Below are 26,960 nucleotides of genomic sequence, written 5' to 3'. Positions count from 1 at the left end.
TAACCTCGCAATGTTGGTTGTGAAGTTGGTCTCCCCATCAGTTTTTTTGATGTGGGACTCTCCACTGTTTGCCTCTTGCGAAAGCCTGAGGCAAACAGCCTCAAGCACCCGTCACGCACTCTATGCGCCTTCTCTGCTCCTGTCAGAAAATCGTTTCATTTCGTGAAGCCGCCTTCCAGAATCAAACGTCTTTAACCCGGCACGTTAATACAAGCGTGATGACCGAAATCGCTGCGATCACCCAGTACACGGATGCATGTCCATAGCTTTGCGACAGCGCCCCCTGAATCACCCCTGCCAGAATCACGCCGGTAGAGATACTGTTAGTAAACAGCGTGGTCGCGGAGCCTGCTCGCCCCGGCATTAAATCCTGGAACCAGAGCATGCCGATCCCGGCAACGATTCCGATAAATACCGCGTTAAATAGCTGTAACGCCAGCAAAGCTTCCCGCGAATGGAAAAGGATTAACCCCGCGTAGAACACCACCCCAGCCGCCACGGCGACGACCATCATCCGACGCTTTCCGAAACGTTTTACGTAGTAACCCGCCAGAATCATCGCCGGGATCTCCAGCCCGGCAGCGGTGCCCATCAGGATCCCCGCGAGCTTGTCGGGCAGTCCCAGATCGCTGCTGATCCACAGCGGCATATCGATAATGTACATGGTGTTGCAGGTCCACATCAGCGTGGAGGCGATAAACAACATGCGGACGTTTTTATCCTGCCAGCCGCTTACCTGGGTGATGGGCTTGTCCGTCACCTGCTCTACGCGCGCCACCGATGGCAGCACAAAGGCTATCAGCGCCAGGCTGATGGCAAAAATTCCCGCGGCGATGGTGAACATGACGGTGAAACCGTAGTTCAGCGCCAGCATGAACGCCAGCGGGGGGCCGATGACCCATGCGAGAGAGAGCTGCGCACGCATCACCGAGCTGAACATCACCACTTCCCGCGCCGAGTTGTCGGCGTACTCCCGGGCCAGGGCGAAGAGCTGCGGCATGGCGGTGTTCGCCAGAGAGGCCAACAGCACGCCACAGGTGATAAGCGTCAGGTAGTGACGATTAAAGGCAAACAGCAACGCGTTGCCCACGGCCATGGCGCAACAAAAGAGGATCAGCTTGCGGCGATCGCCCTGGCTGTCGGATCGTTTCGCCAGCCACAGGCTGACGAGGATCCCGGCAATGGCGTTGACGGTGTAGAACAGGCCTACCCAAAATGGCTGCGCCCCAACCTCACGACTGAGAAACAGGCTCAGCGTCGGCGCCTGTAGCGCACCGGCCACGCCCATCATGAAGGCCACCAGCATAAAAGCGGCGTACACGCCGTTCAGGCGTCGCCCCATCGTCATCAACCAGAGCATGCGCAAGTCCTTATGAAAGCGAATCGAAATTGGGTGAAATAGTAAACGAAAAAAGCCAGCAAAAACATTTTGCTGGCGGGTGATTAGCACCAATACTCAGTCACACATGATCGAGGCGAGTTAGCGAGAAGAGGTCGGTTTCGTAACGTCCCACTGCATCAGATCTTCCAGTATTCTCAGCCGCTGCTCTGCGCACTGGCGGGCCAGCCAGGACACTCCCTTTGTCGCTGAAAAATAGTGCTGATAAAACTGACGTGCGGTAGACCTCTTCATAATTTACCTCCTCGCTTCATCGATAAGGATTATTGGCTTAATATAGGGATTAATAAATTGCTGATTTTTTGTCAGGAGTTCCTCTTTTATGCCTTCTGGTCGTCTGCAACAACAATTTATCCGCCTCTGGCAGTGCTGCGAGGGGCAATCGCAGGAGACCACGCTGAACGAGCTGGCCGAGCTCCTCAACTGCTCCCGGCGTCATATGCGTACCCTCCTCAACACCATGCAGCAGCAGGGCTGGCTAAACTGGGAGGCCGAAGCCGGACGCGGTAAGCGCTCGCGCCTGACTTTCCTCTATACCGGCCTGGCGTTGCAGCAACAGCGGGCGGAGGATCTGCTGGAGCAAGACCGCATCGATCAGCTGGTCCAGCTGGTGGGCGACAAAGCCGCCGTGCGCCAGATGCTGGTCTCGCATCTGGGACGCAGCTTTCGTCAGGGACGCCACATTCTGCGAGTGCTTTACTATCGCCCAATGAAAAATCTGTTGCCCGGTACGGCGTTACGTCGCTCTGAAACCCACATGGCCCGGCAGATTTTTAGCGGCCTGACGCGGATAAATGAGGAAAACGGGGAACTGGAAGCGGATATTGCCCATCACTGGCAACAGGTGTCTCCGTTGCACTGGCGCTTCTTTTTACGTCCCGGCATTCATTTCCACCATGGACGCGAGCTGGAGATGCGCGACGTTATCGACTCCTTAGAGCGCGCCCGCACGCTGCCGCTCTATTCGCATATCGCGCGGATCCACTCCCCCACGGCCTGGACCCTGGATATTGAGCTATCGCAGCCGGACAAATGGCTTCCGTGGCTTCTGGGCTACGTGCCCTCGATGATCCTGCCTGCCGAGTGGCGATCCCTGAACAATTTTTCCAGCCAGCCGATTGGTACGGGCCCCTACTCCGTTTCACGGAACAACAGTAATCAGCTGAAGATCCGCGCCTTTGATGATTACTTTGGCTATAGGGCGCTGATCGACGAAGTCAACGTCTGGGTGCTACCGGATCTCAACGAAGAGCTGAGCGCAGGCCTGACGCTGGAAGGGCCAACAGCCGGTGAAAAGGCGTTCGAAAGCCGCCTGGAGGAGGGCTGCTATTACCTGCTCTTCGATAGCCGCAGCCATCGCGGGGCGAATCACGACGTACGCAGGTGGATCAGCCATGTTCTGGCGCCCGCTAACCTGATTTATCACGCAGAGGAGCAATACCAGACCTGGTGGTTCCCGGCCTATGGCCTGCTTCCGCGCTGGCACCATGCGCAGCCAGTACGCAGTGAAAAACCTGCCGGACTGGAGACCATCACCCTCAGCTACTATCGCGATCACATTGAACACCGGTTTATCGCAAGGATCATGAGTAAGCTGCTGGCAGCCGAGGGCGTGACGCTGGCGATACAGGAAGTGGACTATGATGAATGGCACCGTGGAGATGTTATCAGCGATATCTGGCTCAACAGTGCGAACTTCACGCTGCCGCTTGATTTTTCGCTCTTCTCTCACCTGTATGAAGTGCCCCTGATTCAGCACTGTATCAATCGGGACTGGCAGCGAGACGCCGCACGGTGGCGGGCAGGAGAAATGGATCTGGCCGCCTGGTGTCAGGAGCTGCTGGCCGGGCAGACGATCGTACCGTTGATTCACCACTGGCTGCTGATCCAAGGGCAGCGCAGCATGCGCGGCCTGCGAATGAATACCCTGGGCTGGTTTGATTTTAAATCCGCGTGGTTTGCGCCGCCGGAGCCATAACGCTTTCGTAATATTCACCAAATCATTACAATAGCGCCGTTCTCAACGGGGTGCTGCATCACTGATGTGCGCTGAGATAATACCCGTCGAACCTGATCCGGATAACGCCGGCGAAGGGATTTGAGGCTGTCTCTCAAAATCCTTTGCCACTCAACCCTGAGGTGCAAAGTGTTAAAAAACGTTCTTCCTCTGCTGGCGCTGTTTGCGCTGCCTGTTTTTGCTAAGCCTGTCCTGACGGTCTACACCTACGACTCCTTCTCCGCCGACTGGGGCCCCGGCCCGGCGGTGAAAAAAGCCTTTGAAGCCGACTGCAACTGCGAGCTGAAATTCGTGGCACTGGAAGATGGTGTCTCTCTGCTTAACCGGCTGCGTATGGAAGGCAAAAACAGCAAAGCCGACGTGGTGCTCGGGCTGGATAACAACCTGCTGCAAGCCGCCACTCAAACCAGACTGTTCGCCAAAAGCGGCGTGGCGGCAGATGCCGTCAACGTGCCGGGCGGCTGGAAAAACGACACCTTCGTTCCCTTTGATTACGGTTACTTTGCGTTTGTCTACGATAAAAACAAGCTGAAGAATCCGCCCAAAAGCCTGAAAGAGCTGGTCGAAAGCGATCAGAAGTGGCGCGTGATTTATGAAGATCCGCGCACCAGCACGCCGGGTCTGGGGCTGCTGTTGTGGATGCAGAAAGTCTATGGCGACAAAACGCCTGAGGCGTGGCAGAAACTGGCTGCGAAAACCGTTACCGTCACCAAAGGCTGGAGCGAAGCCTACGGCCTGTTCCTGAAAGGCGAAAGCGACCTTGTGCTGAGCTACACGACTTCTCCGGCCTACCACATTATCGCCGAGAAGAAAGACAACTACGCCGCCGCGAACTTTGCTGAAGGGCATTATTTGCAGGTGGAAGTGGCCGCCCGCACCGCCGCGAGCAAACAGCCGGAGCTCGCCGAGAAATTCCTGAAGTTTATGGTTTCACCGGCATTCCAGAATACTATTCCGACAGGAAACTGGATGTACCCGGTCACTGATGTTGCGCTGCCGGCAGGTTTTGAGCAGCTGAACAAACCGCAAACCTCCCTGGAATTTACGCCGCAGCAGGTTGCCACCCAGCGCGCCGCATGGATAAGTGAATGGCAACGCGCCGTCAGCCGCTGATCCCCGGCTGGTTAGTTCCCGGGCTGCTCGCCGCTATACTGATGGTGGTCGTCAGCCTGGGAGCGTTTCTCGCGCTGTGGTTTAACGCGCCAGAGAGCGATCTGCTCGCGCTCTGGCACGATAGCTATCTCTGGCACGTCATCCGTTTCTCCTTCTGGCAGGCGTTTCTCTCCGCGCTGCTGTCGACGCTCCCGGCCATTTTCCTCGCGCGCGCCCTCTATCGCAGACGTTTCCCCGGCAGGCTTGCCCTGCTGCGGCTGTGCGCGATGACGCTGATCCTGCCCGTGCTGGTGGCGGTGTTCGGCATTCTGAGCGTCTACGGTCGGCAGGGATGGCTGGCATTCCTTTTCAACCTGCTTGGTCTGGAATGGACCTTCTCGCCATACGGCCTGAAAGGCATTCTGCTGGCGCATATTTTTTTCAATATGCCGATGGCCACGCGCCTCTTTTTACAGGCGCTGGAAAACATTCCCGGTGAGCAGCGTCAGATTGCCGCCCAGCTTGGCATGCGCGGCTGGTCGTTCTTCCGCTTTGTCGAATGGCCGTGGCTGCGACGCCAGATTGCCCCGGTTGCCGCGCTAATCTTTATGCTCTGCTTCGCCAGCTTCGCGACCGTACTTTCTCTCGGCGGCGGGCCGCAGGCCACCACCATTGAGCTGGCGATCTATCAGGCTTTAAGTTACGACTACGATCCGGGGCGCGCCGCGCTGCTGGCGATCGTGCAGATGGTATGCTGTCTGGCACTGGTGTTACTCAGCCAGAGGCTAAGCAAAACGATCCCCGCAGGAAGCAATAACATGACAGGCTGGCGCGATCCGCAGGACAGCCTGTATAGCCGCGTCGCGGATTTTATGCTGATCGCACTGGCACTCCTGCTTTTGCTGCCCCCGCTGCTGGCCGTTATCGTTGATGGACTGAATCGCAATGTGTTGTCGGTACTGCAACAACCTGTCCTGTGGCAAGCGACGTGGACCTCCTTGCGCATCGCGCTGGCAGCCGGGCTACTGTGCGTGATCCTGACCATGATGCTGCTCTGGAGCAGCCGCGAGCTGTACGCGCGTCATGCCCGTAAAGCCGGACACGCGCTGGAACTGACGGGTATGCTGATCCTGGCGATGCCGGGCATTGTGCTGGCGACCGGATTCTTTTTACTGTTCAACAGCACCATCGGCCTGCCGGAAAGCGCCGACGGCATCGTCATTTTTACCAACGCACTCATGGCCATCCCTTACGCGCTCAAGGTACTGGAAAACCCGATGCGCGACGTCAACAGCCGCTACAGCTTGCTGTGTCAGTCGCTGGGCATGCAGGGCTGGCAGCGTCTGAAGGTGGTAGAATTGCGCGCACTGAAACGTCCGCTCGCCCAGGCGCTGGCGTTTGCCTGCGTGCTGTCGATTGGCGATTTTGGCGTAGTGGCGCTCTTCGGCAACGAGGATTTCCGCACGCTGCCGTTCTGGCTTTATCAGCAAATCGGCTCTTACCGTAGCCAGGACGGCGCCGTCACGGCGCTGCTCCTGTTGCTGCTGTGCTTTGCGTTATTTACCGTTATCGAAAAACTTCCGGGGCGTGATGTTAAAACTGACTGATGTAACCTGGCTTTATGAGCACCTGCCAATGCGTTTTACCCTCTCCGTTCGTCAGGGAGAGCGAATCGCAGTGCTTGGCCCCAGCGGGGCCGGAAAAAGTACCCTGCTCAATCTGATTGCCGGTTTTTTGCAGCCAGCCAGCGGGTCGATCGTCATTGATAATGGCGAGTATACCTACGCTCCGCCGGCTAAGCGCCCGGTGTCGATGCTGTTCCAGGAAAACAATCTGTTCAATCATCTTACGGTCTGGCAGAACATCGCGCTGGGTATGGATCCGGGGTTAAAGCTCAGTGCTGCGCAGCGGCAGACGCTGGAGGCGATCGCCGAACAAATGGGCCTGTCTGCGTTTATCAACAGACTTCCGGGGGAGCTTTCCGGCGGCCAGCGCCAGCGCGTGGCGCTGGCACGCTGTCTGGTGCGCGAGCAGCCGCTGCTGCTGCTCGACGAACCCTTTTCGGCGCTCGACCCGGCCCTGCGCCAGGAGATGCTCTCGCTGGTTGAGGAAGTGTGCGAGCGCGAGCAACTGACGATGCTGATGGTTTCGCACAGCATTGAAGATGCCGCACGCATCGCGCCGCGATCGGTGGTGATCGCGGAGGGACGTATTTTGTGGGATGGAGAAACAGAAGAACTTCTGAGTGGTAACGCAGGGGCATCTTCATTGTTGGGTATTCGTGCGGTCTGATGCCCTCACCCTGGCCCTCTCCCACGGGGAGAGGGAAAACACCTTAACGGCTCACCACCTTCAACAGGATCTCGCCGTACACCGGCATCAGCGGGTGGCGGATCAGCGCCACCAGCGCTACCACCGCCACGCCGAGCGTAAGTGGGGCCAGCCAGAGCAGGCGCGTGCGCGGGAGATAGCGGGTCAGGCGATCGACGCTCGCTTTCGCGCTGCGCCACAGGCGCCAGCAGAGCCAAACCGCCAGCCACAGCAGCACAGCCGTACCCAGCAGCAGCCATTTAAACTCACCGCTTTGCATACCGTCAGGAATATCAATCGCCGCGCCCGCCAGGATACCCGGCAGAAAGTAGAACGGCGGCCAGAAGACGCAGCCGATGATATTCGGCACCACAAACTTCGCGACGGGCAGATCCAGCATCCCGGCCACCATCGGCACCAGTGGACGCGTTGGCCCAACGAAGCGCCCCACGAGGATGGTGAACATGCTGTGCTGGTGCAACGCGTGCTCGGTTTTATCCAGCAGCGCTTTGTTTTTTTTCATGAACGACCAGCGGTGTAGCGGCTTCTTAAAGCGCCAGCCCAGCCAGAAGGAGATCCAGTCCCCCAGCAAACAGCCGATAATACCGGCCATCCACGCCTGCCAGAAATTGACCTCGCCGCTGCCGATAAGCGCCCCAAGCCCCGCCATCATCACGGTGCCGGGCAGGATCAGCCCGACCAGCGCCAGCGACTCCAGAAACGCCACCAGCGCCACGGCGATGAGCGAATACATAACGGACTGGGTAATAAAATGTTCCAGCAATGCCTGCATAACTATTCCGGTCAGAAAACGAATCAGCGATTCTGCTTAGCGCCCTGCACCGCGTCAAGGCATCAATTGTCTGAATAGTTTACAAGATGCGCCTGAAGTTCACCTGAATGTTTACCGATTATTCACATCCCGCACGGAATTCGCTCGGGCTGGCACCGGTGCACTTCTTAAACACGCGAGAGAAATAGAGCTGATCTTCAAAGCCGACGTTACGCCCGACGGTGGCGATAGGCATTCGGGTGGTGCTGAGCAGCAGTTTCGCCTGGCTGATGCGCTGATCCTCGCGCCAGCTGAGTACGCTCACGCCAAGCTGCTGGCGGAACAGATGCGACAGCCGTGACGGCGACAGGCACACATGCTGGGCGACGCTGGCAATATCAAACTGGCTGTCGGCAAGGTGGTCGCTGATGTACTGGCAGGCGTCGCGGACGCGGTTGTCCAGCGGCGGATTAAGCGACTCGTTGATGGCCTCCATGCGGCGCAGCAGCACCTGTTCAAGCAGGTTGATAGCCAGCAGTTCAGCGTAGCGCCCTCCCGCCTGCCCTGCCTCAATAATTTGTGCGAACAGCTCACGGAACTGCGCCAGATGCGCCTCATCCGGGCGATATAAACCAGTATGGGCGAAAATGGCCGGCCACGAGAGCCACTCCTGCCAGTAGGCGCGCGGACGGAAATAGACCCACTGGTGATACCACTCTTTGGCATCCGGGTGGCGTCCGTAGTGGTGGATCTCCCCCGGCGGGAACAGCAGCATATCACCAGGGCGGCAGATAAACTGCCGATCGCCGTTTTTAATCACCCCTTCCCCGCGAACGGTCAGGTTCAGAATATACCCTTTCATTCCGAGCGGTCGATCGACGTAGAAATCGAGATACCCCTCGGCCTCAATGGGCGTCAGCCCCGCCACCAGATGGGCGTTAAATGAGTATCCCGGCAGCAGGGGATCGTTTTGCGGTTCGGCCATAGATTCAGTTCTCCCAAGGGTCCTGAAGGAAACCAATTGTCCATATCGATAAAAGCAGTATAAAAATGGCCCGCGAAAAGATCCAAAAAGCATCACGCCTCTTTTACGTCCGCCATGTTTCAGCCTTTTCCCCTGATTTCTCCGCCAGCACGGGCGGATAAGCAGTAACAAAAGTGTCTATAAGTACGGCAGAAATGTCCACATTGAATATTTGCACGGCGTCACACTTTCCGCTGCTACAGCAATTTAGTCCATAAGATTAGCGGATCCTGCCTGACGATCTTTGTCCTCAGTCTCTAATGTTCTTCCATACCTGTTTTGGATGGAGCAACACCATGGCAATTGCAATTGGCCTCGATTTTGGCAGCGACTCAGTTCGCGCGCTGGCAGTGGACTGTACGACTGGCCGGGAGATAGCAACCAGCGTTGAGTGGTATCCGCGCTGGCAAGAGGGGCGCTACTGCGATGCGCCGAACAACCAGTTCCGCCACCACCCGCGTGATTACATTGAATCAATGGAAGCGGCGATCAAAACCGTGCTGGCGGAGCTGACGGACGCCCAGCGGGCCGATGTCGTGGGGATTGGCGTCGACAGCACCGGCTCAACGCCTGCCCCTGTCGATGCCGAAGGCCGCGTACTGGCGCTACGACCGGAGTTTGCCGACAACCCGAACGCCATGTTTGTGCTGTGGAAAGACCATACCGCCGTGGAAGAGGCGGAAGCCATCACCCGCTTATGCCACCAGCCGGGCAAAACCGACTACTCGCGCTACATCGGCGGGATCTACTCCAGCGAATGGTTCTGGGCAAAAATCCTGCACGTTACCCGCGCGGACGCGTCGGTCGCACAGGCAGCGGCGTCATGGATTGAGCTGTGCGACTGGGTTCCCGCCCTGCTTTCCGGCACCACTCGCCCGCAGGCTATTCGCCGTGGCCGTTGCAGCGCCGGGCATAAATCGCTGTGGCATGAAAGCTGGGGTGGTCTGCCTCCGGCAGCGTTCTTCGATGAACTCGACCCGATCATCAACAAAAACCTGACATACCCGCTGTTTACCGACACCTTCACCGCCGATATTCCGGTCGGCACGCTCTGCGAAGAGTGGGCGAAACGCCTCGGTCTGCCGCAAAACGTGACCATTTCCGGCGGCGCGTTCGACTGCCATATGGGCGCCGTGGGCGCGGGTGCGCAGCCTAACACGCTGGTGAAAGTGATTGGCACCTCCACCTGCGACATTCTGACGGCGGATAAAACGACCGTTGGCGACCGCGCGGTGAAGGGTATCTGCGGTCAGGTTGACGGCAGCGTGGTGCCCGATTTTATCGGCCTCGAAGCGGGTCAGTCCGCGTTTGGCGATATCTACGCCTGGTTTGGCCGGGTGCTCGGCTGGCCGCTGGATCAGCTGGCGGCCGCGCATCCTGAATTGAAAACCCAGATTACCGCGAGCAAAAAACAGCTCCTGCCGCAGCTCACCGAAGCCTGGGCAAAAAATCCGTCTCTCGATCACCTGCCGGTGGTGCTGGACTGGTTCAATGGCCGTCGTACGCCGTTTGCCAACCAGCGTCTGAAAGGGGTGATTACCGATCTCAACCTGGCGACCGACGCGCCCGCGCTGTTTGGCGGCCTGATCGCCGCCACCGCGTTCGGCGCGCGCGCCATTATGGAGTGCTTCACCGGGCAGGGCATTGACGTGAACAACGTGATGGCTTTGGGCGGTATCGCCCGTAAAAATCCGGTGATCATGCAGGCCTGCTGCGACGTGCTCAACCGTCCGCTGCAAATTGTGGCCTCCGATCAGTGCTGTGCGCTGGGCGCAGCGATTTTCGCTGCCGTGGCCGCAGGCGTCCATGCGGATATCCCGACCGCGCAACAGCATATGGCGAGCGCCGTCGAAAGTACGCTCCAGCCGCAGGCACAGCAGGCACAACGCTTTGAACAGCTTTATCAGCGCTACCAGCAATGGGCAAAAAGCGCCGAACTTCACTATCTCCCTGTCGCCGCCCCGGCCAAAAGCACCGCGGACACTACGGCAACCCTGACACATTAAGGACACGATAATGACCATTTTTAATAATTATGAAGTGTGGTTTGTGATTGGCAGCCAGCATTTATACGGACCGGAAGCGTTGCAGCAGGTGACGAAACACGCGGAGCACGTTGTGAATGCGCTGAACGCGGAAGCCAAACTGCCGTGCAAACTGGTGCTGAAGCCGCTGGGTACTACGCCGGACGAAATCACTAACATCTGCCGCGATGCCAATTACGATGACAAATGCGCTGGCCTGGTGGTGTGGCTGCACACCTTCTCGCCAGCCAAAATGTGGATCAACGGCCTGGCTATCCTCAACAAACCGCTGCTGCAATTCCACACTCAGTTCAACGCCTCCCTGCCGTGGGACAGCATCGACATGGACTTCATGAACCTGAATCAGACCGCGCACGGCGGTCGCGAGTTCGGCTTCATCGGCGCACGTATGCGTCAACAACATGCCGTGGTGACCGGCCACTGGCAGGACGGCCAGGCACAAAAACGCATTGGCTCCTGGATGCGTCAGGCGGTCTCTAAGCAGGATACCCGTCACCTTAAAGTGGTGCGTTTCGGCGACAACATGCGTGAAGTTGCCGTAACCGACGGCGACAAAGTGGCCGCGCAGATCAAGTTCGGCTTCTCCGTGAATACCTGGGCAGTGGGCGACCTGGTGCAGGTGGTGAATGACATCAGCGATGGCGACGTTAACGCGCTGGTGGACGAGTACGAAAGCAGCTACCGCCTGACGCCTGCGGCACAGGTCAACGGCGACAAGCGCCAGAACGTGCTGGATGCCGCACGCATTGAACTGGGCATGAAGCGCTTCCTGGAACAGGGCGGCTTCCATGCCTTCACCACCACCTTTGAAGATCTCCACGGCCTGAAACAGCTCCCGGGTCTGGCGGTACAACGTCTGATGCAGCAGGGCTACGGTTTTGCGGGCGAAGGCGACTGGAAAACTGCCGCTCTGCTTCGCATCATGAAGGTGATGTCAACCGGTCTGCAGGGCGGCACCTCTTTTATGGAAGACTACACCTACCACTTCGAGAACGGCAACGATCTGGTGCTCGGCTCGCACATGCTGGAAGTGTGTCCGTCTATCGCCGTTGAAGAGAAACCGATCCTCGATGTGCAGTACCTCGGCATTGGCGGCAAAGCGGATCCGGCCCGTCTGATCTTCAACACCCGTACCGGCCCGGCCATTAACGCCAGCCTGATCGACCTCGGCGACCGTTTCCGCCTGCTGGTGAACTGCGTCGATGCTGTGGAAACTCCGCATTCTCTGCCGAAACTGCCGGTCGCGAACGCCCTGTGGAAAGCGCAGCCTGACCTGCCAACCGCGTCGGAAGCCTGGATCCTGGCCGGAGGCGCGCACCACACCGTCTTCAGCCACGCGCTTGACCTGAACGATATGCGTCAGTTTGCCGAGCTGCACGACATCGAACTGACCGTGATTGATAACGACACCCGTCTGCCAGCCTTTAAAGACGCGCTGCGCTGGAACGAAGTCTATTACGGTTCAAAACGCTAAGCCCTGAATGCCCGGTGGCACTTCGTTTACCGGGCCTACGGTTCTGTAGGCCGGATAAGCGCAGCGCCATCCGGCAGGAGACGACAATGTTAGAAGATCTCAAACGTCAGGTACTCGAAGCCAACCTGGCGCTGCCAAAACATAACCTGGTGACCCTGACTTGGGGCAACGTCAGCGCCGTTGACCGGGAAAAAGGCGTGTTCGTGATCAAGCCTTCGGGCGTGGATTACACGGTGATGACCGCGGAAGATATGGTGGTGGTCAGCATCGAAACGGGTGAAGTAGTTGAAGGCGATAAAAAGCCCTCCTCCGATACGCCCACTCACCGCCTGCTGTATCAGGCCTTCCCGACCATCGGTGGGATTGTGCATACCCATTCGCGTCACGCGACCATCTGGGCGCAGGCGGGCCAGCCAATTCCGGCCACCGGCACCACCCACGCGGACTACTTTTACGGCACCATTCCCTGCACGCGTCTGATGACCGATGCGGAGATCGGCGGTGAGTACGAATGGGAAACCGGGAACGTGATCGTCGAAACCTTCGAAAAACAGGGTATCGACGCGGCGCAAATGCCCGGCGTGCTGGTGCACTCCCACGGTCCGTTTGCCTGGGGTAAAAACGCGGAGGACGCGGTGCACAACGCGATCGTGCTGGAGGAAGTCGCCTACATGGGGATCTTCTGCCGCCAGCTGGCACCGCAGTTGCCGGATATGCAGCAAACCCTGCTCGATAAGCATTATCTGCGCAAGCACGGCGCGAAGGCGTACTACGGGCAGTAAAACATTGTCCGGTGGCGCTGCGCTTATCGGGCCTACGGATCCTGTTGGCCGGATAAGCGTAGCGCCATCCGGCAAAACAGGCACTGTATAAAACCCCAGCAAACACCCCTCAACCAGGCTATAATCAGGCCTGGTTTGTTTTGTGGGATAGCGGCGTGGCACAGGCGCAAGAAGGCTTTTTACTGACCCGACACTGGCGGGATACCCCTCAGGGCACCGAGGTTGCGTTCTGGCTGGCGACGGATAACGGCCCGCTGCACGTTACCCTACCGCCTCAGGAGTCCGTGGCGTTTATCCCTGAACACCACGTCGAGAAGGTAAAGCAGCTGCTGCGCGGTGAAAACGGCTGGCGCCTTACTCCCCTTGAGCTAAAAGACTTCCACCGCCAGCCGGTTTATGGCCTCTACTGCCGCGCCCATCGCCAGCTGATGCGCTATGAAAAATTGCTCCGCGAAGCGGGCGTGACGCTCTACGAAGCGGACATTCGCCCGCCGGAACGTTTTCTGATGGAGCGGTTTATCACCGCCCCCGTCTGGGTGGACGGCGCTGAGCAGAACGGTTGTCTCGTGAACGCGCGCCTGAAGCCTAACCCGCACTATCGCCCGCCGCTGAAGTGGGTCTCGCTGGATATCGAAACCACCCGTCACGGCGAGCTGTACTGCATCGGCCTTGAAGGCTGCGGGCAGCGGGTTGTCTATATGCTCGGGCCCCCGAACGGCGATGCGTCCGCGCTGGATTTTCATCTGGAATACGTTACCAGCCGACCACAGCTGCTGGAGAAGCTTAACCAGTGGTTTGCCGAGCACGACCCGGATGTATTGATCGGCTGGAACGTGGTGCAGTTTGACCTGCGCGTGTTGCAAAAACATGCCGAGCGGTACCGCATTCCCCTGACGTTAGGGCGCGGAAACACGGAGCTGGAGTGGCGTGAGCACGGTTTTAAGAACGGCGTATTCTTCGCACAGGCTAACGGTCGCCTGATAATCGACGGCATCGAGGCGCTGAAATCCGCCTTCTGGAACTTCTCTTCCTTCTCGCTGGAAGCGGTCGCCCAGGCGCTGCTCGGCGAAGGTAAATCCATCGACAATCCCTGGGACCGAATGGACGAGATCGACCGGCGCTTTAATGAGGATAAGCCAGCGCTCGCTACCTATAACCTGAAAGACTGTGAGCTGGTAACGCAGATTTTCCATAAAACCGAGATCATGCCCTTCCTGCTGGAACGCGCAACGGTAAACGGCCTCGCGGTCGACAGGCACGGCGGCTCGGTAGCGGCCTTCAGCCACCTCTATTTCCCGCGGATGCACCGGGCGGGCTATGTGGCCCCTAACCTCGGTGACGTGCCGCCGCAGGCCAGTCCCGGAGGTTACGTGATGGATTCACGGCCCGGGCTGTATGATTCGGTGCTGGTGCTGGATTATAAAAGTCTGTACCCGTCGATTATCCGCACATTTCTGATTGATCCGGTAGGGCTGGTCGAGGGGATGGCGCAGCCAGACGATGCGCACAGTACTGAAGGTTTTCTCGGGGCACGCTTCTCGCGCGAAAAACACTGCCTGCCTGAGATCGTGGGAAACATCTGGCACGGCCGCGACGAGGCAAAACGCCACGGCAACAAGCCGCTCTCACAGGCGTTGAAAATTATTATGAATGCCTTTTACGGGGTGCTGGGCACCAGCGCCTGCCGCTTCTTTGATCCGCGTCTGGCGTCGTCCATCACCATGCGCGGGCACGACATTATGCGCCAGACCAAAGCGTTGATTGAATCCCGGGGTTATGACGTTATTTATGGCGACACCGATTCCACCTTTGTCTGGCTGAAATCGGCCCATTCAGAAGACGACGCCGCGCAAATCGGCAAAGAACTGGTCGCCTTCGTGAACGCCTGGTGGCGCGAAAATTTGCAAAAAGAGCGGTTAACCAGCGCGTTAGAGCTGGAGTTTGAAACCCATTTTGCCCGCTTCTTAATGCCGACCATTCGCGGAACCGACCAGGGCAGCAAGAAGCGCTACGCCGGACTGATTCAGGAAGGCGACAAGCAGCGGATGGTGTTTAAAGGGCTGGAGACAGTGCGCACCGACTGGACGCCGCTGGCACAGCAGTTTCAGCAAACCCTTTATCTGCGGGTGTTCCGCAATGAGCCGTATCAGGACTACGTGCGCGAGACGATAGCCAGCCTGATGGCAGGCGAACTTGACGCGCAGCTGGTGTATCGCAAGCGCCTGCGCCGCCCGCTGGCGGACTACCAGCGTAATGTTCCTCCGCACGTCCGCGCGGCGCGGCTGGCGGATGAAGAGAACGTTCGCCGGGGCCGCGCGCCGCAGTATCAGAACCGGGGAACGATCAAATACGTCTGGACAACGAACGGACCAGAACCCGTTGATTACCAGCAGTCTCCGCTCGATTACGATCACTACCTGACCCGCCAGCTTCAGCCTGTTGCGGAGGGAATTTTACCTTTCATCAACGACGACTTTGCTACACTAGTGACAGGACAACTTGGGCTATTTTGACGCGTGACGAAACCGTTGCCATCCAGTACCATAGCGCCCTTTCCATTCCCGGACCCATTTTTCGATGACCGTCTTTTTTGACGGGGTCGAACTATTGCCTGCAATTAAAGATTAGAGCCGAACAACTATGCCTTTTACACTTGGTCAACGCTGGATCAGCGATACAGAAAGCGAACTTGGATTAGGAACCGTCGTTGCCGTCGATGCGCGCATGGTTACCCTCCTTTTCCCTGCTACCGGTGAAAACCGCCTGTACGCTCGCAATGACTCCCCTGTTACCCGCGTAATGTTCAATCCGGGTGATACCGTGACCAGCCATGACGGCTGGCAACTGAAGGTTGAAGACGTAAAAGAAGAGAATGGACTGCTCGCCTACATCGGAACGCGTCTTGATACCGACGAGACAAATGTCATCCTGCGTGAAGTGCTGCTCGACAGCAAACTGGTGTTCAGCAAGCCGCAGGACCGTCTGTTTGCCGGGCAAATCGACCGAATGGATCGCTTCTCCCTGCGCTACCGCGCGCGTAAGTTCCAGAGTGAGCAGTACCGCATGCCGTGGAGCGGCCTGCGCGGTCAGCGTACCAGCCTTATTCCCCATCAGCTGAATATCGCCCATGACGTGGGCCGTCGCCATGCGCCTCGCGTGCTGCTGGCTGACGAAGTGGGCCTGGGTAAAACCATCGAAGCAGGCATGATCCTGCACCAGCAGCTGCTCTCTGGCGCTGCCGAGCGCGTGCTGATTGTGGTTCCAGAAACGCTGCAACATCAGTGGCTGGTTGAAATGCTGCGCCGCTTTAACTTGCGCTTCTCCCTGTTCGACGATGAGCGCTATGCCGAAGCCCAGCACGACGCGGACAACCCGTTTGAAACCGAACAGCTGGTCATTTGTTCCCTGGACTTCGTGCGCCGCAGCAAGCAGCGCCTGGAGCATCTGTGCGACGCTGAATGGGATCTGATGGTCGTCGACGAAGCGCACCACCTCGTCTGGAGCGAAGACGCGCCAAGCCGTGAATACATGGCGATTGAGCAGCTTGCCGAGCGCGTACCGGGCGTTCTGCTCCTGACCGCCACGCCGGAGCAGCTGGGTCTTGAGAGCCACTTCGCCCGTCTGCGTCTGCTCGATCCCAACCGTTTCCACGATTTTGAGCAGTTTGTTGAAGAGCAGAAAAACTACCGCCCGGTGGCGGACGCCGTCGCGCTGCTGCTGGCCGGTAATCGTCTCTCTAATGATGAGCTTAACACTCTCAGCGATCTGATTGGCGAGCAGGATATTGAGCCGCTGCTTCAGGCCGCGAACAGCGACAGCGATAATGCGGGATCCGCGCGTAAAGAGCTGATCGACATGCTGATGGATCGCCACGGTACCAGCCGCGTGCTGTTCCGTAACACCCGTAACGGCGTGAAAGGCTTCCCGAAACGCGAGCTGCACACCATCAAACTGCCGCTGCCGACCCAGTACCAGACGGCGATTAAAGTCTCCGGCATTATGGGCACCCGTAAATCTGCGGAAGATCGCGCGCGCGACATGCTCTACCCGGAACAGATTTATCAGGAATTCGAAGGCGACACCGGCACCTGGTGGAATTTCGATCCGCGCGTGGAGTGGTTGATGGGCTACCTCACCGCTCACCGTTCCCAGAAAGTGCTGGTGATCTGCGCCATAGCCGCTACCGCATTGCAGCTGGAGCAGGTTCTGCGTGAGCGCGAAGGCATTCGCGCCGCCGTGTTCCACGAAGGCATGTCCATAGTTGAGCGCGACCGCGCTGCGGCCTGGTTTGGTGAAGAGGACAGCGGCGCGCAGGTTCTGCTGTGCTCTGAAATCGGTTCTGAAGGCCGTAACTTCCAGTTCGCCAGCAATCTGGTGATGTTCGATCTGCCGTTTAACCCGGATCTGCTGGAGCAGCGTATCGGCCGTCTGGATCGTATCGGGCAGGCGCACGATATTCAGATCCACGTGCCGTATCTGGAGAAAACCGCCCAGTCCGTGCTGGTGCGCTGGTACCACGAAGGGCTGGACGCGTTTGAACACACCTGCCCGACCGGCCGCACCATTTACGATCAGGTCCATGGCGATCTGATCGGTTACCTGGCCGCGCCTGAAAATAGTGAGGGCTTTGATGAGCTGATTAAATCCTGCCGTGAGAAGCACGACGCACTGAAAGCGCAGCTGGAGCAGGGTCGCGATCGCCTGCTGGAGATCCACTCCAACGGCGGTGAAAAAGCGCAGCAGCTGGCCGAAAGCATTGAAGAGCAGGACGACGACACCAGCCTGATCAGCTTCTCCATGAATCTGTTCGACATCGTCGGTATAAACCAGGACGATCGCGGCGAGAACATGATCGTGCTGACCCCGTCCGATCATATGCTGGTGCCGGATTTCCCGGGCCTGCCGGAAGACGGCTGCACTATCACCTTTGAGCGTGATGTGGCGCTATCCCGCGAAGACGCACAGTTCATTACCTGGGAGCACCCGCTGATCCGCAACGGTCTGGATCTGATCCTCTCCGGCGATACCGGCAGCAGCACCATTTCCCTGTTGAAGAACAAAGCCTTGCCTGTGGGCACGCTGCTGGTGGAGCTGATCTACGTTGTGGAAGCGCAGGCGCCGAAACAGCTTCAGCTTAACCGCTTCCTCCCGCCAACGCCGGTGCGTCTGCTGCTGGATAAAAACGGTACGAATCTGGCCGGCCAGGTGGAGTTTGAAAGCTTCAACCGTCAGTTGAGCGCGGTGAACCGCCATACCGGCAGCAAGCTGGTGAATGCGGTGCAACAGGACGTGCATGCCATTCTGCAACTGGGTGAAACCCAGGCCGAAAAAGCGGCCAGAGTGCTGATTGATGCGGCGCGCAGCGAAGCCGATGAGAAGCTTTCTGCCGAGCTGTCGCGTCTGGAAGCGTTGAAAGCGGTGAACCCGAACATTCGTGACGATGAGCTGGCCGCAATTGAGAGCAACCGCCAGCAGGTGCTGGAAAGCCTGAATCAGGCGGGATGGCGTCTCGACGCCCTGCGTCTTATCGTTGTGACGCATCAGTAAGCGGAGCGCAAAATGGTAATGGAGCCCTACAATCCCCCGATGGATCCGTGGCTGGTCATTCTGTATCAGGACGAGCACATTATGGTGGTTAACAAGCCGAGCGGCCTGTTGTCCGTGCCGGGGCGTCTGGAAGAGCATAAAGACAGCGTGATGACGCGTATCCAGCGCGATTATCCCCAGGCCGAGTCTGTCCATCGTCTGGATATGGCGACCAGCGGCGTGATTGTGGTGGCTCTTAATAAGGCGGCAGAACGTGAGCTGAAGCGTCAGTTCCGCGAGCGCGAGCCGAAGAAGCAGTATGTCGCCCGCGTGTGGGGCCATCCGGCGCAGGCGGAAGGGCTGGTGGATTTACCGCTGATTTGCGACTGGCCGAACCGGCCAAAGCAGAAGGTGTGTTATGAAACCGGCAAGGCTGCGCAGACCGAGTATGAAGTGCTGGAGTACGCGCCGGATAATACCGCGCGCGTCCTGCTGAAGCCGATTACCGGGCGCTCCCATCAGCTGCGTGTGCATATGCTTGCGATGGGTCACCCGATTCTGGGTGACAGATTCTATGCGCCGCCGGAAGCGCTGGCGTTAGCGCCGCGCCTGCAACTGCATGCGCAGACGCTCACCATCACCCACCCTGCTTTCGGCAACGCCATGACGTTCAAAGCCCCGGTGGACTTCTGAAAAAATGGCCCGACACTGTCGGGCCATTTTTTTATTTAAAACCTTTCTGCTCTTTAATCAGCTCGTAGGCTTTCTGGATTTCCTGCGCTTTCTGTTTCGCCATCTCCATCATCTCAGGCGGCAGGCCTTTCGCCACCAGCTTATCCGGATGGTGCTCGCTCATCAGCTTACGATAGGCGCGTTTGATGGTCGTGACATCGTCAGAGGGCTTCACGCCGAGGACATTACAGGCATCTTCAAGCGTAGGGCCACGCTGCGCCTGCTGCCAGCCGCCACCGGACGATTGCTGTTGATAACCGCCGCCAAAGTGCGCGCCGCCCTGCATCATGCGCAGGAACTGATCGAACTGCATGCGGGAAATGCCCAGCTCTTCAGCAATCACGTACAGGACGTCCCGTTCATTCGGATGCAGAGAGCCATCCGCGAAGGCGGCCTGGATTTGAATTTCCAGAAACATCCGAATTAAATCAAAGCGCCCGAAGCAGATGCTACGGAACTGCCGCATTTTTTCACGCAGCGGGTAGTTATCCGCTTTACCAATCCGGAATGCATTCTGCGCCGCGACGCGGGATTCGCCGTGCAGATTCATACGATCCATAAAGACGCTGGCAACCTGAATATCGGCTTCCGTTACGCGCCCTTTTGATTTGGTTAAGTGCCCCATCACCTCGAAGGTGGTGGAGAAAAAGAGTGACTGGCGCTCGCGCTGGTTGGCAAACCAGGCCATTTTGCGGCTGCGTGCTTTATCAAACATATGGCCGATAATGAGGCCAAGAACAACACCCCAGAATCCGGCACCCATAATAATTGCGAACGCAACGCCGATTATTTTACCCCAATACTGCATATACTCCCCGAATGGTCATGTTCCTGGCCGACGCAACGCCATCATTACAGTGGTCGCGCCACGGTCAATTGAGGGACATCGCCTATAATTTGCATTATCATACTCGTCATTCGATAGCGAGCCTAACACTCTGGCGCGCAAACGGGCAGGATTAACGCTGGTACTGCGCTGATGAGTAAGATAGTCTCTGAGCGTTTGTAAGCCGTAGCCACTGATGACGGAACAATAAAATACAACGTATGAAAAAACGTATCCCCACCCTTCTGGCCACAATGATTGGCACCGCCCTGTATAGCCAACAGGGGCTCGCAGCCGATCTCGCCTCGCAGTGTATGCTTGGCGTCCCAAGTTACAATCGCCCACTGGTGAAAGGCGATACGAATGACTTACCCGTCACCATTAATGCCGACAGCGCAAAAGGTAATTATCCTGACAATGCAACCTTTACGGGCAATGTCGATATTAACCAGGGAAACAGCCGTCTGCTGGCTGACGAAGTGCAATTGCACCAGAAGCAGCCGGAAGGTGCTCAGGCGCCTGTCCGTACGGTGGATGCGCTGGGTAATGTGCACTATGACGACAATCAGGTCATCCTGAAAGGTCCGAAAGCCTGGTCGAATCTGAATACCAAAGACACCAACGTCTGGGAAGGTGATTATCAGATGGTCGGTCGTCAGGGGCGCGGTACCGCAGACCTGATGAAGCAGCGCGGCGAGAACCGCTACACCATTCTCGAAAACGGCTCGTTTACGTCCTGTTTGCCAGGGTCAAATACCTGGAGCGTTGTGGGCAGCGAAGTGATCCACGACCGTGAAGAACAGGTTGCAGAGATCTGGAACGCCCGTTTTAAACTCGGCCCGGTGCCCATTTTCTATAGTCCTTACCTGCAACTGCCTGTGGGTGACAAACGTCGTTCAGGCTTCCTGATCCCGAACGCCAAGTACAGCACGTCGAACTACTTTGAGTTCTACCTGCCGTACTACTGGAACATTGCGCCCAACATGGACGCCACGATCACGCCGCACTACATCCATAAGCGCGGTAACATCATGTGGGAGAACGAATTCCGCTATCTGACCAAAGCGGGCGCGGGTCTGATGGAGTTTGATTATCTGCCATCAGATAAGGTGTTCCAGGACGAACATCCGAGCGAAGGTGATAAGCACCGCTGGATGTACTACTGGAAGCACGCCGGGGTATTGGATCAGGTGTGGCGCTTCAACATCGACTACACCAAAGTCAGCGATCCGTATTACTTCAACGACTTCGACTCTAAATACGGGTCCAGTACCGACGGTTACGCCACGCAGAAATTCAGCGTGGGCTACGCCATTGAGAACTTTGACGCGACGGTGTCGACCAAGCAGTTCCAGGTATTTGATACGCAATCGCGTAGTACCTATGGTGCAGAGCCGCAGCTGGACGTGAACTGGTACCAGAACGATGTGGGCCCTTTCGACACGCACGTTTACGCTCAGGCGGTCCATTTCGTCAACACCAACTCGGATATGCCGGAATCAACGCGTCTGCATATCGAGCCGACGATCAATCTGCCGTGGTCAAACGACTGGGCAAGCCTGAATACCGAAGCCAAGCTGATGGCCACCCACTATCAGCAGAAAAATCTGGACTGGTATAACAAACGCTATGGCACCGATCTTGAAGAGTCGGTAAACCGTACGCTTCCGCAATTCAAAATGGACGGGAAGCTGATTTTCGAACGTGACATGGCTCTTCTCGCGGATGGATACACCCAGACGCTTGAGCCACGTATGCAGTATCTGTACGTGCCTTATCGCGATCAGAGCAAAATTCAAAACTACGACTCGTCCTTCCTGCAATCAGACTACAGCGGCCTGTTCCGCGATCGTACCTACGGCGGCCTTGACCGTATTGCGTCTGCTAACCAGTTAACGACCGGCGTCACAACGCGCGTTTATGATGATGCTGCCGTTGAACGTTTTAACGTTTCTGTTGGTCAAATCTACTATTTCACCGAGTCTCGTACCGGTGATGACGACATTAACTGGGAGAAAGACAACAAAACGGGCTCACTGGTATGGGCGGGCGACACCTACTGGCGTATGACGGATCGTTGGGGTCTGCGCGGTGGTGTTCAGTACGATACACGACTGGACAATATCGCGACGGGCAGCGCTGCCATCGAATATCGTCGTGATGAAGATCGCATGTTGCAGTTGACGTACCGTTACGCCAGCCCGGAGTATATCCAGGCGACACTGCCAAACTATGCGAATACAGACCAATACAAAGACGGTATTTCACAGGTGGGTACCGCCGCGAGCTGGCCGATCGCCGATCGTTGGTCAGTCGTCGGAGCGTACTACTATGACACGAATGCCCAAAAACCTGCTGACCAGATGCTGGGTCTGCAATATAACTCCTGCTGTTACGCAATACGTGTCGGTTACGAACGCAAACTTAACGGCTGGGATACGCAAAACAGTCAGGGCAAATACGATAACGTGATTGGCTTTAATATCGAGTTGCGCGGCCTGAGCTCTAACTACGGTCTGGGCACGCAGCAGATGCTGCGCTCGAACATTCTGCCGTATCGTAGTTCATTGTAATGTGCTTGATTTACAACGTAATCCGCTTTGCGGTTAATTGAAATGGAAAAAGTATGAAGAACTGGAAAACGCTGCTACTCGGTGTCGCTATGGTTGCGAATACCAGCTTCGCGGCCCCACAGGTTGTCGATAAAGTCGCGGCTGTGGTTAACAACGGCGTCGTGCTTGAAAGTGACGTTGACGGTTTGATGAAATCTGTAAAGCTCAACTCGGGCCAGGCAGGTCAACAACTTCCGGATGACGCTACGCTGCGCCACCAGATCCTGGAACGTCTGATCATGGATCAGATTGTCCTGCAAATGGGCCAGAAAATGGGTGTGAAGATCTCTGACGAGCAGCTCGATCAGGCGATCGCCAACATTGCAAAGCAGAACAACATTACCCCGGACCAGATGCGTAGCCGCCTGGCCTATGACGGCATCAGCTATGCCACCTACCGTAATCAGATCCGTAAAGAGATGCTGATTTCAGAAGTGCGTAACAATGAAGTCCGTCGCCGCGTCACCATCCTGCCTCAGGAAGTGGATGCCCTGGCGAAACAGGTGGGTAATCAGAATGATGCCAGCACTGAACTTAACCTGAGCCACATCCTGATCCCACTGCCGGAAAACCCAACCTCCGATCAGGCGGCTGAGGCGGAAAGTCAGGCGCGCGCTATCGTTGAGCAGGCGCGTAATGGCGATGACTTCGGCAAACTGGCGATCACCTACTCTGCTGACCAGCAGGCGCTGAAAGGCGGCCAGATGGGCTGGGGCCGTATTCAGGAGCTGCCATCCCTGTTTGCCCAGGCGCTGAGCACGGCGAAGAAAGGCGACATCGTCGGTCCAATCCGTTCCGGTGTGGGCTTCCACATTCTGAAAGTGAACGACCTGCGCGGTCAGAGCCAGAACATTTCGGTTACCGAAGTGCATGCGCGCCATATCCTGCTCAAACCGTCTCCGATCATGACTGACGATCAGGCCCGTGCGAAGCTGGAACAGATCGCCGCAGACATCAAGAGCGGTAAAACCACCTTCGATAAAGCAGCAAAAGAGTTCTCTCAGGATCCTGGCTCTGCAAACCAGGGCGGTGACCTGGGTTGGGCGGCAGCGGATATTTACGATCCGGCTTTCCGCGATGCGTTAATGAAGCTGAATAAAGGCCAGATGAGCGCGCCGGTACACTCCTCCTTCGGCTGGCATCTGATCCAGCTGATGGACACGCGCAACGTGGATAAAACCGACGCGGCGCAGAAAGACCGCGCGTATCGCATGCTGTTTAACCGTAAGTTCTCTGAAGAAGCCGCAACCTGGATGCAGGAACAACGCGCCAGCGCTTACGTGAAAGTGTTGAGCAACTAATGAAACCGCATCGTGTTGTGATCACTCCCGGCGAACCCGCCGGGATTGGGCCTGACCTTGTGGTTCAGCTCGCCCAGCGTAGCTGGCCGGTAGAGTTGGTTGTTTGCGCAGATGCAACACTGTTACAAGACCGGGCAGCCTTGCTCGGTCTGCCTTTAACGCTCCTCCCTTACGTTGAAGGCCAACAGCCCGCACCGCAGCAGGCTGGTACTCTCACCCTGCTTTCAGTTCCGCTCCGTGCACCTGTTGTCCCCGGTGAGTTACACATCGAAAACGGCCACTACGTTGTCGAGACGCTGGCGCGCGCCTGTGACGGTTGCCTTCAGGGCGAATTTGCAGCCCTGATCACCGGTCCGGTGCATAAAGGCGTAATCAACGACGCGGGCATTCCGTTTACCGGGCATACCGAATTTTTCGAAGAGCGTTCGCACAGCCCGAAAGTGGTGATGATGCTGGCAACCGAAGCAATGCGCGTTGCGCTGGTAACAACGCACCTGCCGATCAAAGCCATTCCGGATGCCATTACGCCTGAACTCCTGCGTGAGATCATTGGCATTTTGCATCACGATCTGCAAACCAAATTCGGTATTCCGCAGCCGCATGTGCTGGTTTGCGGCCTGAATCCGCACGCGGGTGAGGGCGGACATATGGGCACTGAAGAGATCGACACCATCATTCCGGTGCTTGAGGAGATGCGGGCGAAGGGGATGAACCTCAGCGGGCCACTGCCTGCCGACACCCTTTTCCAGCCCAAATACCTGGATAAAGCCGATGCCGTACTCGCGATGTACCACGATCAGGGTCTGCCCGTGCTAAAATACCAGGGATTTGGTCGCGGGGTGAATATCACCCTCGGCTTACCCTTTATTCGAACGTCCGTTGACCACGGTACTGCGCTGGATCTGGCAGGCCAGGGAAAAGCAGATGTCGGCAGTTTTATCACGGCGCTTAATCTCGCCATCAAAATGATTGTTAATACTCAATGACTAATCGAGTCCATCAGGGCCACTTAGCCCGTAAACGCTTCGGGCAAAACTTCCTCAACGATCAGTTTGTGATCGACAGTATCGTTTCTGCCATTAATCCGCAGAAAGGCCAGGCCATGGTCGAAATCGGCCCGGGTCTTGCCGCGCTGACCGAGCCGGTAGGCGAACGCCTTGACGAACTGACCGTTATCGAACTCGACCGCGATCTGGCCGCGCGTCTGCAAACGCACCCTTTCCTCGGGCCGAAGCTGACGATTTATCAGCAGGATGCGATGACCATGAACTTTGGCGAACTGTCAGAAAAAATGGGACAGCCGCTGCGCGTGTTCGGTAACCTGCCGTACAACATCTCCACCCCGCTGATGTTCCATCTGTTTAGCTATACTGATGCCATTGCCGACATGCACTTCATGTTGCAAAAAGAGGTCGTTAACCGTCTGGTTGCAGGGCCGAACAGTAAAGCGTATGGTCGTTTAAGCGTGATGGCGCAATATTACTGTAACGTGATCCCGGTATTAGAAGTGCCGCCTTCCGCGTTCACGCCACCACCAAAAGTGGATTCTGCGGTTGTGCGCCTGGTGCCACATAAAACGATGCCGTATCCGGTCAAAGACCTGCGCGTGCTGAGCCGTATCACGACAGAAGCCTTTAACCAGCGCCGTAAAACGATTCGTAACAGCCTTGGCAATCTGTTTACCGTTGACGTGTTAGCTGAGTTGGGCATCGACCCGGCAATGCGTGCGGAAAATATTTCCGTAGAGCAGTACTGCAAGCTGGCTAATTACATCAGCGACAATGCGCCGCCGAAGGAGAGCTAAGCCATGATTGATTCGCCCCGCGTCTGTGTTCAGGTTCAAAGCGTCTACATTGAGTCCCAATCCACACCGGATGAAGAACGTTTTGTCTTTGCTTATACAGTAACCATTCGCAATCTGGGGCGGATGCCTGTGCAACTGCTCGGGCGCTACTGGCTTATCACCAACGGCAATGGCCGCGAAATTGAAGTCCAGGGTGAAGATGTGGTCGGTGAACAACCCCATATCGCCCCTGGCGAAGAGTATCAGTACACCAGCGGTGCGGTCATTGAAACGCCACTGGGTACCATGCAAGGCCATTACGAAATGGTCGATGCCGACGGTAATGCTTTCCGCATTGCTATTCCTGTGTTCCGTCTCGCCGTACCTACACTTATTCATTAATCTAATGTCTACATATCTGATTGGCGACGTTCACGGTTGCTACGATGAACTGATCGCATTATTAAAACAGGTCGATTTTACTCCCGGGCAGGACACGCTCTGGCTTACAGGCGATTTAGTGGCGCGCGGCCCTGGCTCCCTTGACGTCCTGCGTTACGTCAAATCTCTGGGCGACAGCGTGCGGCTGGTACTGGGCAACCACGATCTGCATCTGCTGGCCGTATACGCCGGGATCAGCCGTAATAAGCCGAAAGATCGCATTACCCCCCTGCTGGAAGCACCGGATGCCGATGAGTTGCTCAACTGGCTGCGTCGCCAGCCACTGCTACAGATTGACGAAGAGAAAAAGCTGGTGATGGCTCATGCCGGCATCACGCCTCAGTGGGATCTTGAGACGGCAAAAACCTGCGCGCGCGACGCCGAAGCGGTGCTGGCGAGCGACTCCTACCCGTTCTTCCTCGATGCGATGTACGGCGACATGCCGAATAACTGGAGTGATGACCTCAGCGGCCTGGCGCGGCTACGTTTTATCACCAATGCTTTTACGCGGATGCGCTACTGCTTCCCGAACGGGCAGCTGGATATGTATTGCAAAGATACGCCGGAAAATGCCCCTGCGCCGCTTAAGCCATGGTTTGCGATTCCGGGCCCCGTGACAAACGAATATAGCGTAGTATTTGGGCACTGGGCATCACTGGAAGGAAAAGGCACCCCGGAAAATATCTATGCGCTGGATACCGGATGCTGCTGGGGCGGGGATTTAACCTGCTTACGCTGGGAAGATAAAACCTACTTTGTCCAGCCATCCAACCGACAGCTGGACTTAGGCGAGGGAGAGGCGGTCGCCTCCTGAAGATGTTTAT

General features: G+C 57.0%; 21 protein-coding genes and 1 riboswitch. Of the genes, 16 read left to right on the top strand and 5 right to left on the bottom strand.

Annotated features, from left to right (window positions below; all coding sequences use genetic code 11):
• Window positions 1-181 precede the first annotated feature (181 nt).
• Both ACQG11_RS13215 and sgrT read right to left on the bottom strand, forming a co-directional pair.
• On the bottom strand, window positions 182-1,360 hold the full coding sequence (locus ACQG11_RS13215) for a sugar efflux transporter (RefSeq protein ID WP_022647031.1): 1,179 nt from the start codon (window positions 1,358-1,360) through the stop codon (window positions 182-184).
• A 120-nt stretch (window positions 1,361-1,480) separates the two neighbouring features.
• The gene (sgrT, locus tag ACQG11_RS13210) at window positions 1,481-1,633 is read right to left on the bottom strand and encodes a glucose uptake inhibitor SgrT (RefSeq protein WP_003856388.1); all 153 of its coding nucleotides are present in this window, start codon (window positions 1,631-1,633) and stop codon (window positions 1,481-1,483) included.
• Window positions 1,634-1,721: 88 nt separating this feature from the next.
• Here sgrT and sgrR point away from each other — a divergent pair, with 88 nt between their 5' ends.
• From sgrR to thiQ, 4 genes are all read left to right on the top strand, one after another.
• Entirely contained in the window at window positions 1,722-3,377 is a 1,656-nt protein-coding gene (gene sgrR / locus ACQG11_RS13205) for an HTH-type transcriptional regulator SgrR (RefSeq protein WP_022647030.1), read from the top strand.
• 36 nt (window positions 3,378-3,413) lie between these two features.
• A riboswitch (TPP riboswitch) is annotated at window positions 3,414-3,514 on the top strand.
• Between the two features lie 31 nt (window positions 3,515-3,545).
• Window positions 3,546-4,529, top strand: a complete 984-nt coding sequence (thiB, locus tag ACQG11_RS13200) for a thiamine ABC transporter substrate binding subunit (RefSeq protein ID WP_045308059.1) — start codon at window positions 3,546-3,548, stop codon at window positions 4,527-4,529.
• Window positions 4,505-6,115, top strand: coding sequence for a thiamine/thiamine pyrophosphate ABC transporter permease ThiP (gene thiP / locus ACQG11_RS13195; protein ID WP_022647028.1), 1,611 nt, complete (start codon window positions 4,505-4,507; stop codon window positions 6,113-6,115). Before thiB ends, thiP begins: the two co-directional genes overlap by 25 nt.
• Window positions 6,099-6,800 (top strand): thiamine ABC transporter ATP-binding protein ThiQ, encoded by a 702-nt coding sequence (gene thiQ / locus ACQG11_RS13190; RefSeq protein ID WP_045308058.1) that lies wholly within the window; start codon window positions 6,099-6,101, stop codon window positions 6,798-6,800. The genes thiP and thiQ overlap by 17 nt, the downstream gene beginning before the upstream one ends.
• Before the next feature lie 43 nt (window positions 6,801-6,843).
• On the opposite strand, the gene ACQG11_RS13185 is transcribed toward thiQ, so the two are convergent.
• Window positions 6,844-7,611 carry a DedA family protein gene (locus ACQG11_RS13185; protein ID WP_017383796.1) on the bottom strand — a complete coding sequence of 256 codons (768 nt, stop codon included), beginning with the start codon at window positions 7,609-7,611 and terminating at the stop codon, window positions 6,844-6,846.
• 118 nt (window positions 7,612-7,729) lie between these two features.
• Window positions 7,730-8,575, bottom strand: coding sequence for an arabinose operon transcriptional regulator AraC (gene araC, locus ACQG11_RS13180; protein ID WP_022647026.1), 846 nt, complete (start codon window positions 8,573-8,575; stop codon window positions 7,730-7,732).
• 335 nt (window positions 8,576-8,910) lie between these two features.
• Here araC and araB point away from each other — a divergent pair, with 335 nt between their 5' ends.
• The 6 genes from araB (at window position 8,911) to rluA (ending at window position 19,134) form a co-directional block, all read left to right on the top strand.
• The gene (gene araB, locus ACQG11_RS13175; protein WP_426728425.1) at window positions 8,911-10,620 is read left to right on the top strand and encodes a ribulokinase; all 1,710 of its coding nucleotides are present in this window, start codon (window positions 8,911-8,913) and stop codon (window positions 10,618-10,620) included.
• Window positions 10,621-10,630: 10 nt separating this feature from the next.
• Window positions 10,631-12,133 (top strand): L-arabinose isomerase, encoded by a 1,503-nt coding sequence (gene araA, locus ACQG11_RS13170; RefSeq protein WP_015572656.1) that lies wholly within the window; start codon window positions 10,631-10,633, stop codon window positions 12,131-12,133.
• 86 nt (window positions 12,134-12,219) lie between these two features.
• A complete protein-coding gene (gene araD / locus ACQG11_RS13165) occupies window positions 12,220-12,915 on the top strand; it encodes an L-ribulose-5-phosphate 4-epimerase (RefSeq protein WP_022647024.1) in 696 nt (231 codons plus the stop codon).
• A gap of 155 nt (window positions 12,916-13,070) precedes the next feature.
• Entirely contained in the window at window positions 13,071-15,428 is a 2,358-nt protein-coding gene (polB, locus tag ACQG11_RS13160; protein ID WP_154051948.1) for a DNA polymerase II, read from the top strand.
• A gap of 127 nt (window positions 15,429-15,555) precedes the next feature.
• Entirely contained in the window at window positions 15,556-18,462 is a 2,907-nt protein-coding gene (gene rapA, locus ACQG11_RS13155; protein WP_426728424.1) for an RNA polymerase-associated protein RapA, read from the top strand.
• Window positions 18,463-18,474: 12 nt separating this feature from the next.
• A complete protein-coding gene (gene rluA / locus ACQG11_RS13150) occupies window positions 18,475-19,134 on the top strand; it encodes a bifunctional tRNA pseudouridine(32) synthase/23S rRNA pseudouridine(746) synthase RluA (protein WP_003856412.1) in 660 nt (219 codons plus the stop codon).
• Between the two features lie 31 nt (window positions 19,135-19,165).
• Here rluA and djlA read toward each other — a convergent pair whose 3' ends face one another.
• Window positions 19,166-19,981 carry a co-chaperone DjlA gene (gene djlA, locus ACQG11_RS13145; RefSeq protein ID WP_023299305.1) on the bottom strand — a complete coding sequence of 272 codons (816 nt, stop codon included), beginning with the start codon at window positions 19,979-19,981 and terminating at the stop codon, window positions 19,166-19,168.
• A gap of 239 nt (window positions 19,982-20,220) precedes the next feature.
• On the opposite strand from djlA, the gene lptD reads away from it, so the two are divergent.
• The 6 genes from lptD to apaH are packed head-to-tail and all read left to right on the top strand — an operon-like array spanning window position 20,221 to window position 26,950.
• Complete coding sequence (gene lptD / locus ACQG11_RS13140) at window positions 20,221-22,572, top strand: LPS assembly protein LptD (protein WP_045308053.1); 2,352 nt, start codon at window positions 20,221-20,223, stop codon at window positions 22,570-22,572.
• 53 nt (window positions 22,573-22,625) lie between these two features.
• Window positions 22,626-23,912 carry a peptidylprolyl isomerase SurA gene (surA, locus tag ACQG11_RS13135; RefSeq protein ID WP_003856417.1) on the top strand — a complete coding sequence of 429 codons (1,287 nt, stop codon included), beginning with the start codon at window positions 22,626-22,628 and terminating at the stop codon, window positions 23,910-23,912.
• Window positions 23,912-24,898: a 4-hydroxythreonine-4-phosphate dehydrogenase PdxA gene (gene pdxA, locus ACQG11_RS13130; RefSeq protein WP_022647019.1), complete on the top strand. Its 987-nt coding sequence runs from the start codon at window positions 23,912-23,914 to the stop codon at window positions 24,896-24,898. Before surA ends, pdxA begins: the two co-directional genes overlap by 1 nt.
• Window positions 24,895-25,716 (top strand): 16S rRNA (adenine(1518)-N(6)/adenine(1519)-N(6))-dimethyltransferase RsmA, encoded by an 822-nt coding sequence (rsmA, locus tag ACQG11_RS13125; RefSeq protein WP_003856423.1) that lies wholly within the window; start codon window positions 24,895-24,897, stop codon window positions 25,714-25,716. Before pdxA ends, rsmA begins: the two co-directional genes overlap by 4 nt.
• Window positions 25,717-25,719: 3 nt before the next feature.
• On the top strand, window positions 25,720-26,097 hold the full coding sequence (gene apaG, locus ACQG11_RS13120; protein WP_426728423.1) for a Co2+/Mg2+ efflux protein ApaG: 378 nt from the start codon (window positions 25,720-25,722) through the stop codon (window positions 26,095-26,097).
• Between the two features lie 4 nt (window positions 26,098-26,101).
• On the top strand, window positions 26,102-26,950 hold the full coding sequence (gene apaH, locus ACQG11_RS13115) for a bis(5'-nucleosyl)-tetraphosphatase (symmetrical) ApaH (RefSeq protein ID WP_022647017.1): 849 nt from the start codon (window positions 26,102-26,104) through the stop codon (window positions 26,948-26,950).
• The last annotated feature ends 10 nt before the right edge of the window (window positions 26,951-26,960 follow it).

Source organism: Enterobacter cloacae complex sp. 372C4 (genome assembly GCF_050030615.1).
Classification (GTDB): domain Bacteria; phylum Pseudomonadota; class Gammaproteobacteria; order Enterobacterales; family Enterobacteriaceae; genus Enterobacter; species Enterobacter intestinihominis.
This window is presented reverse-complemented; position numbering and strand designations above follow the sequence as displayed.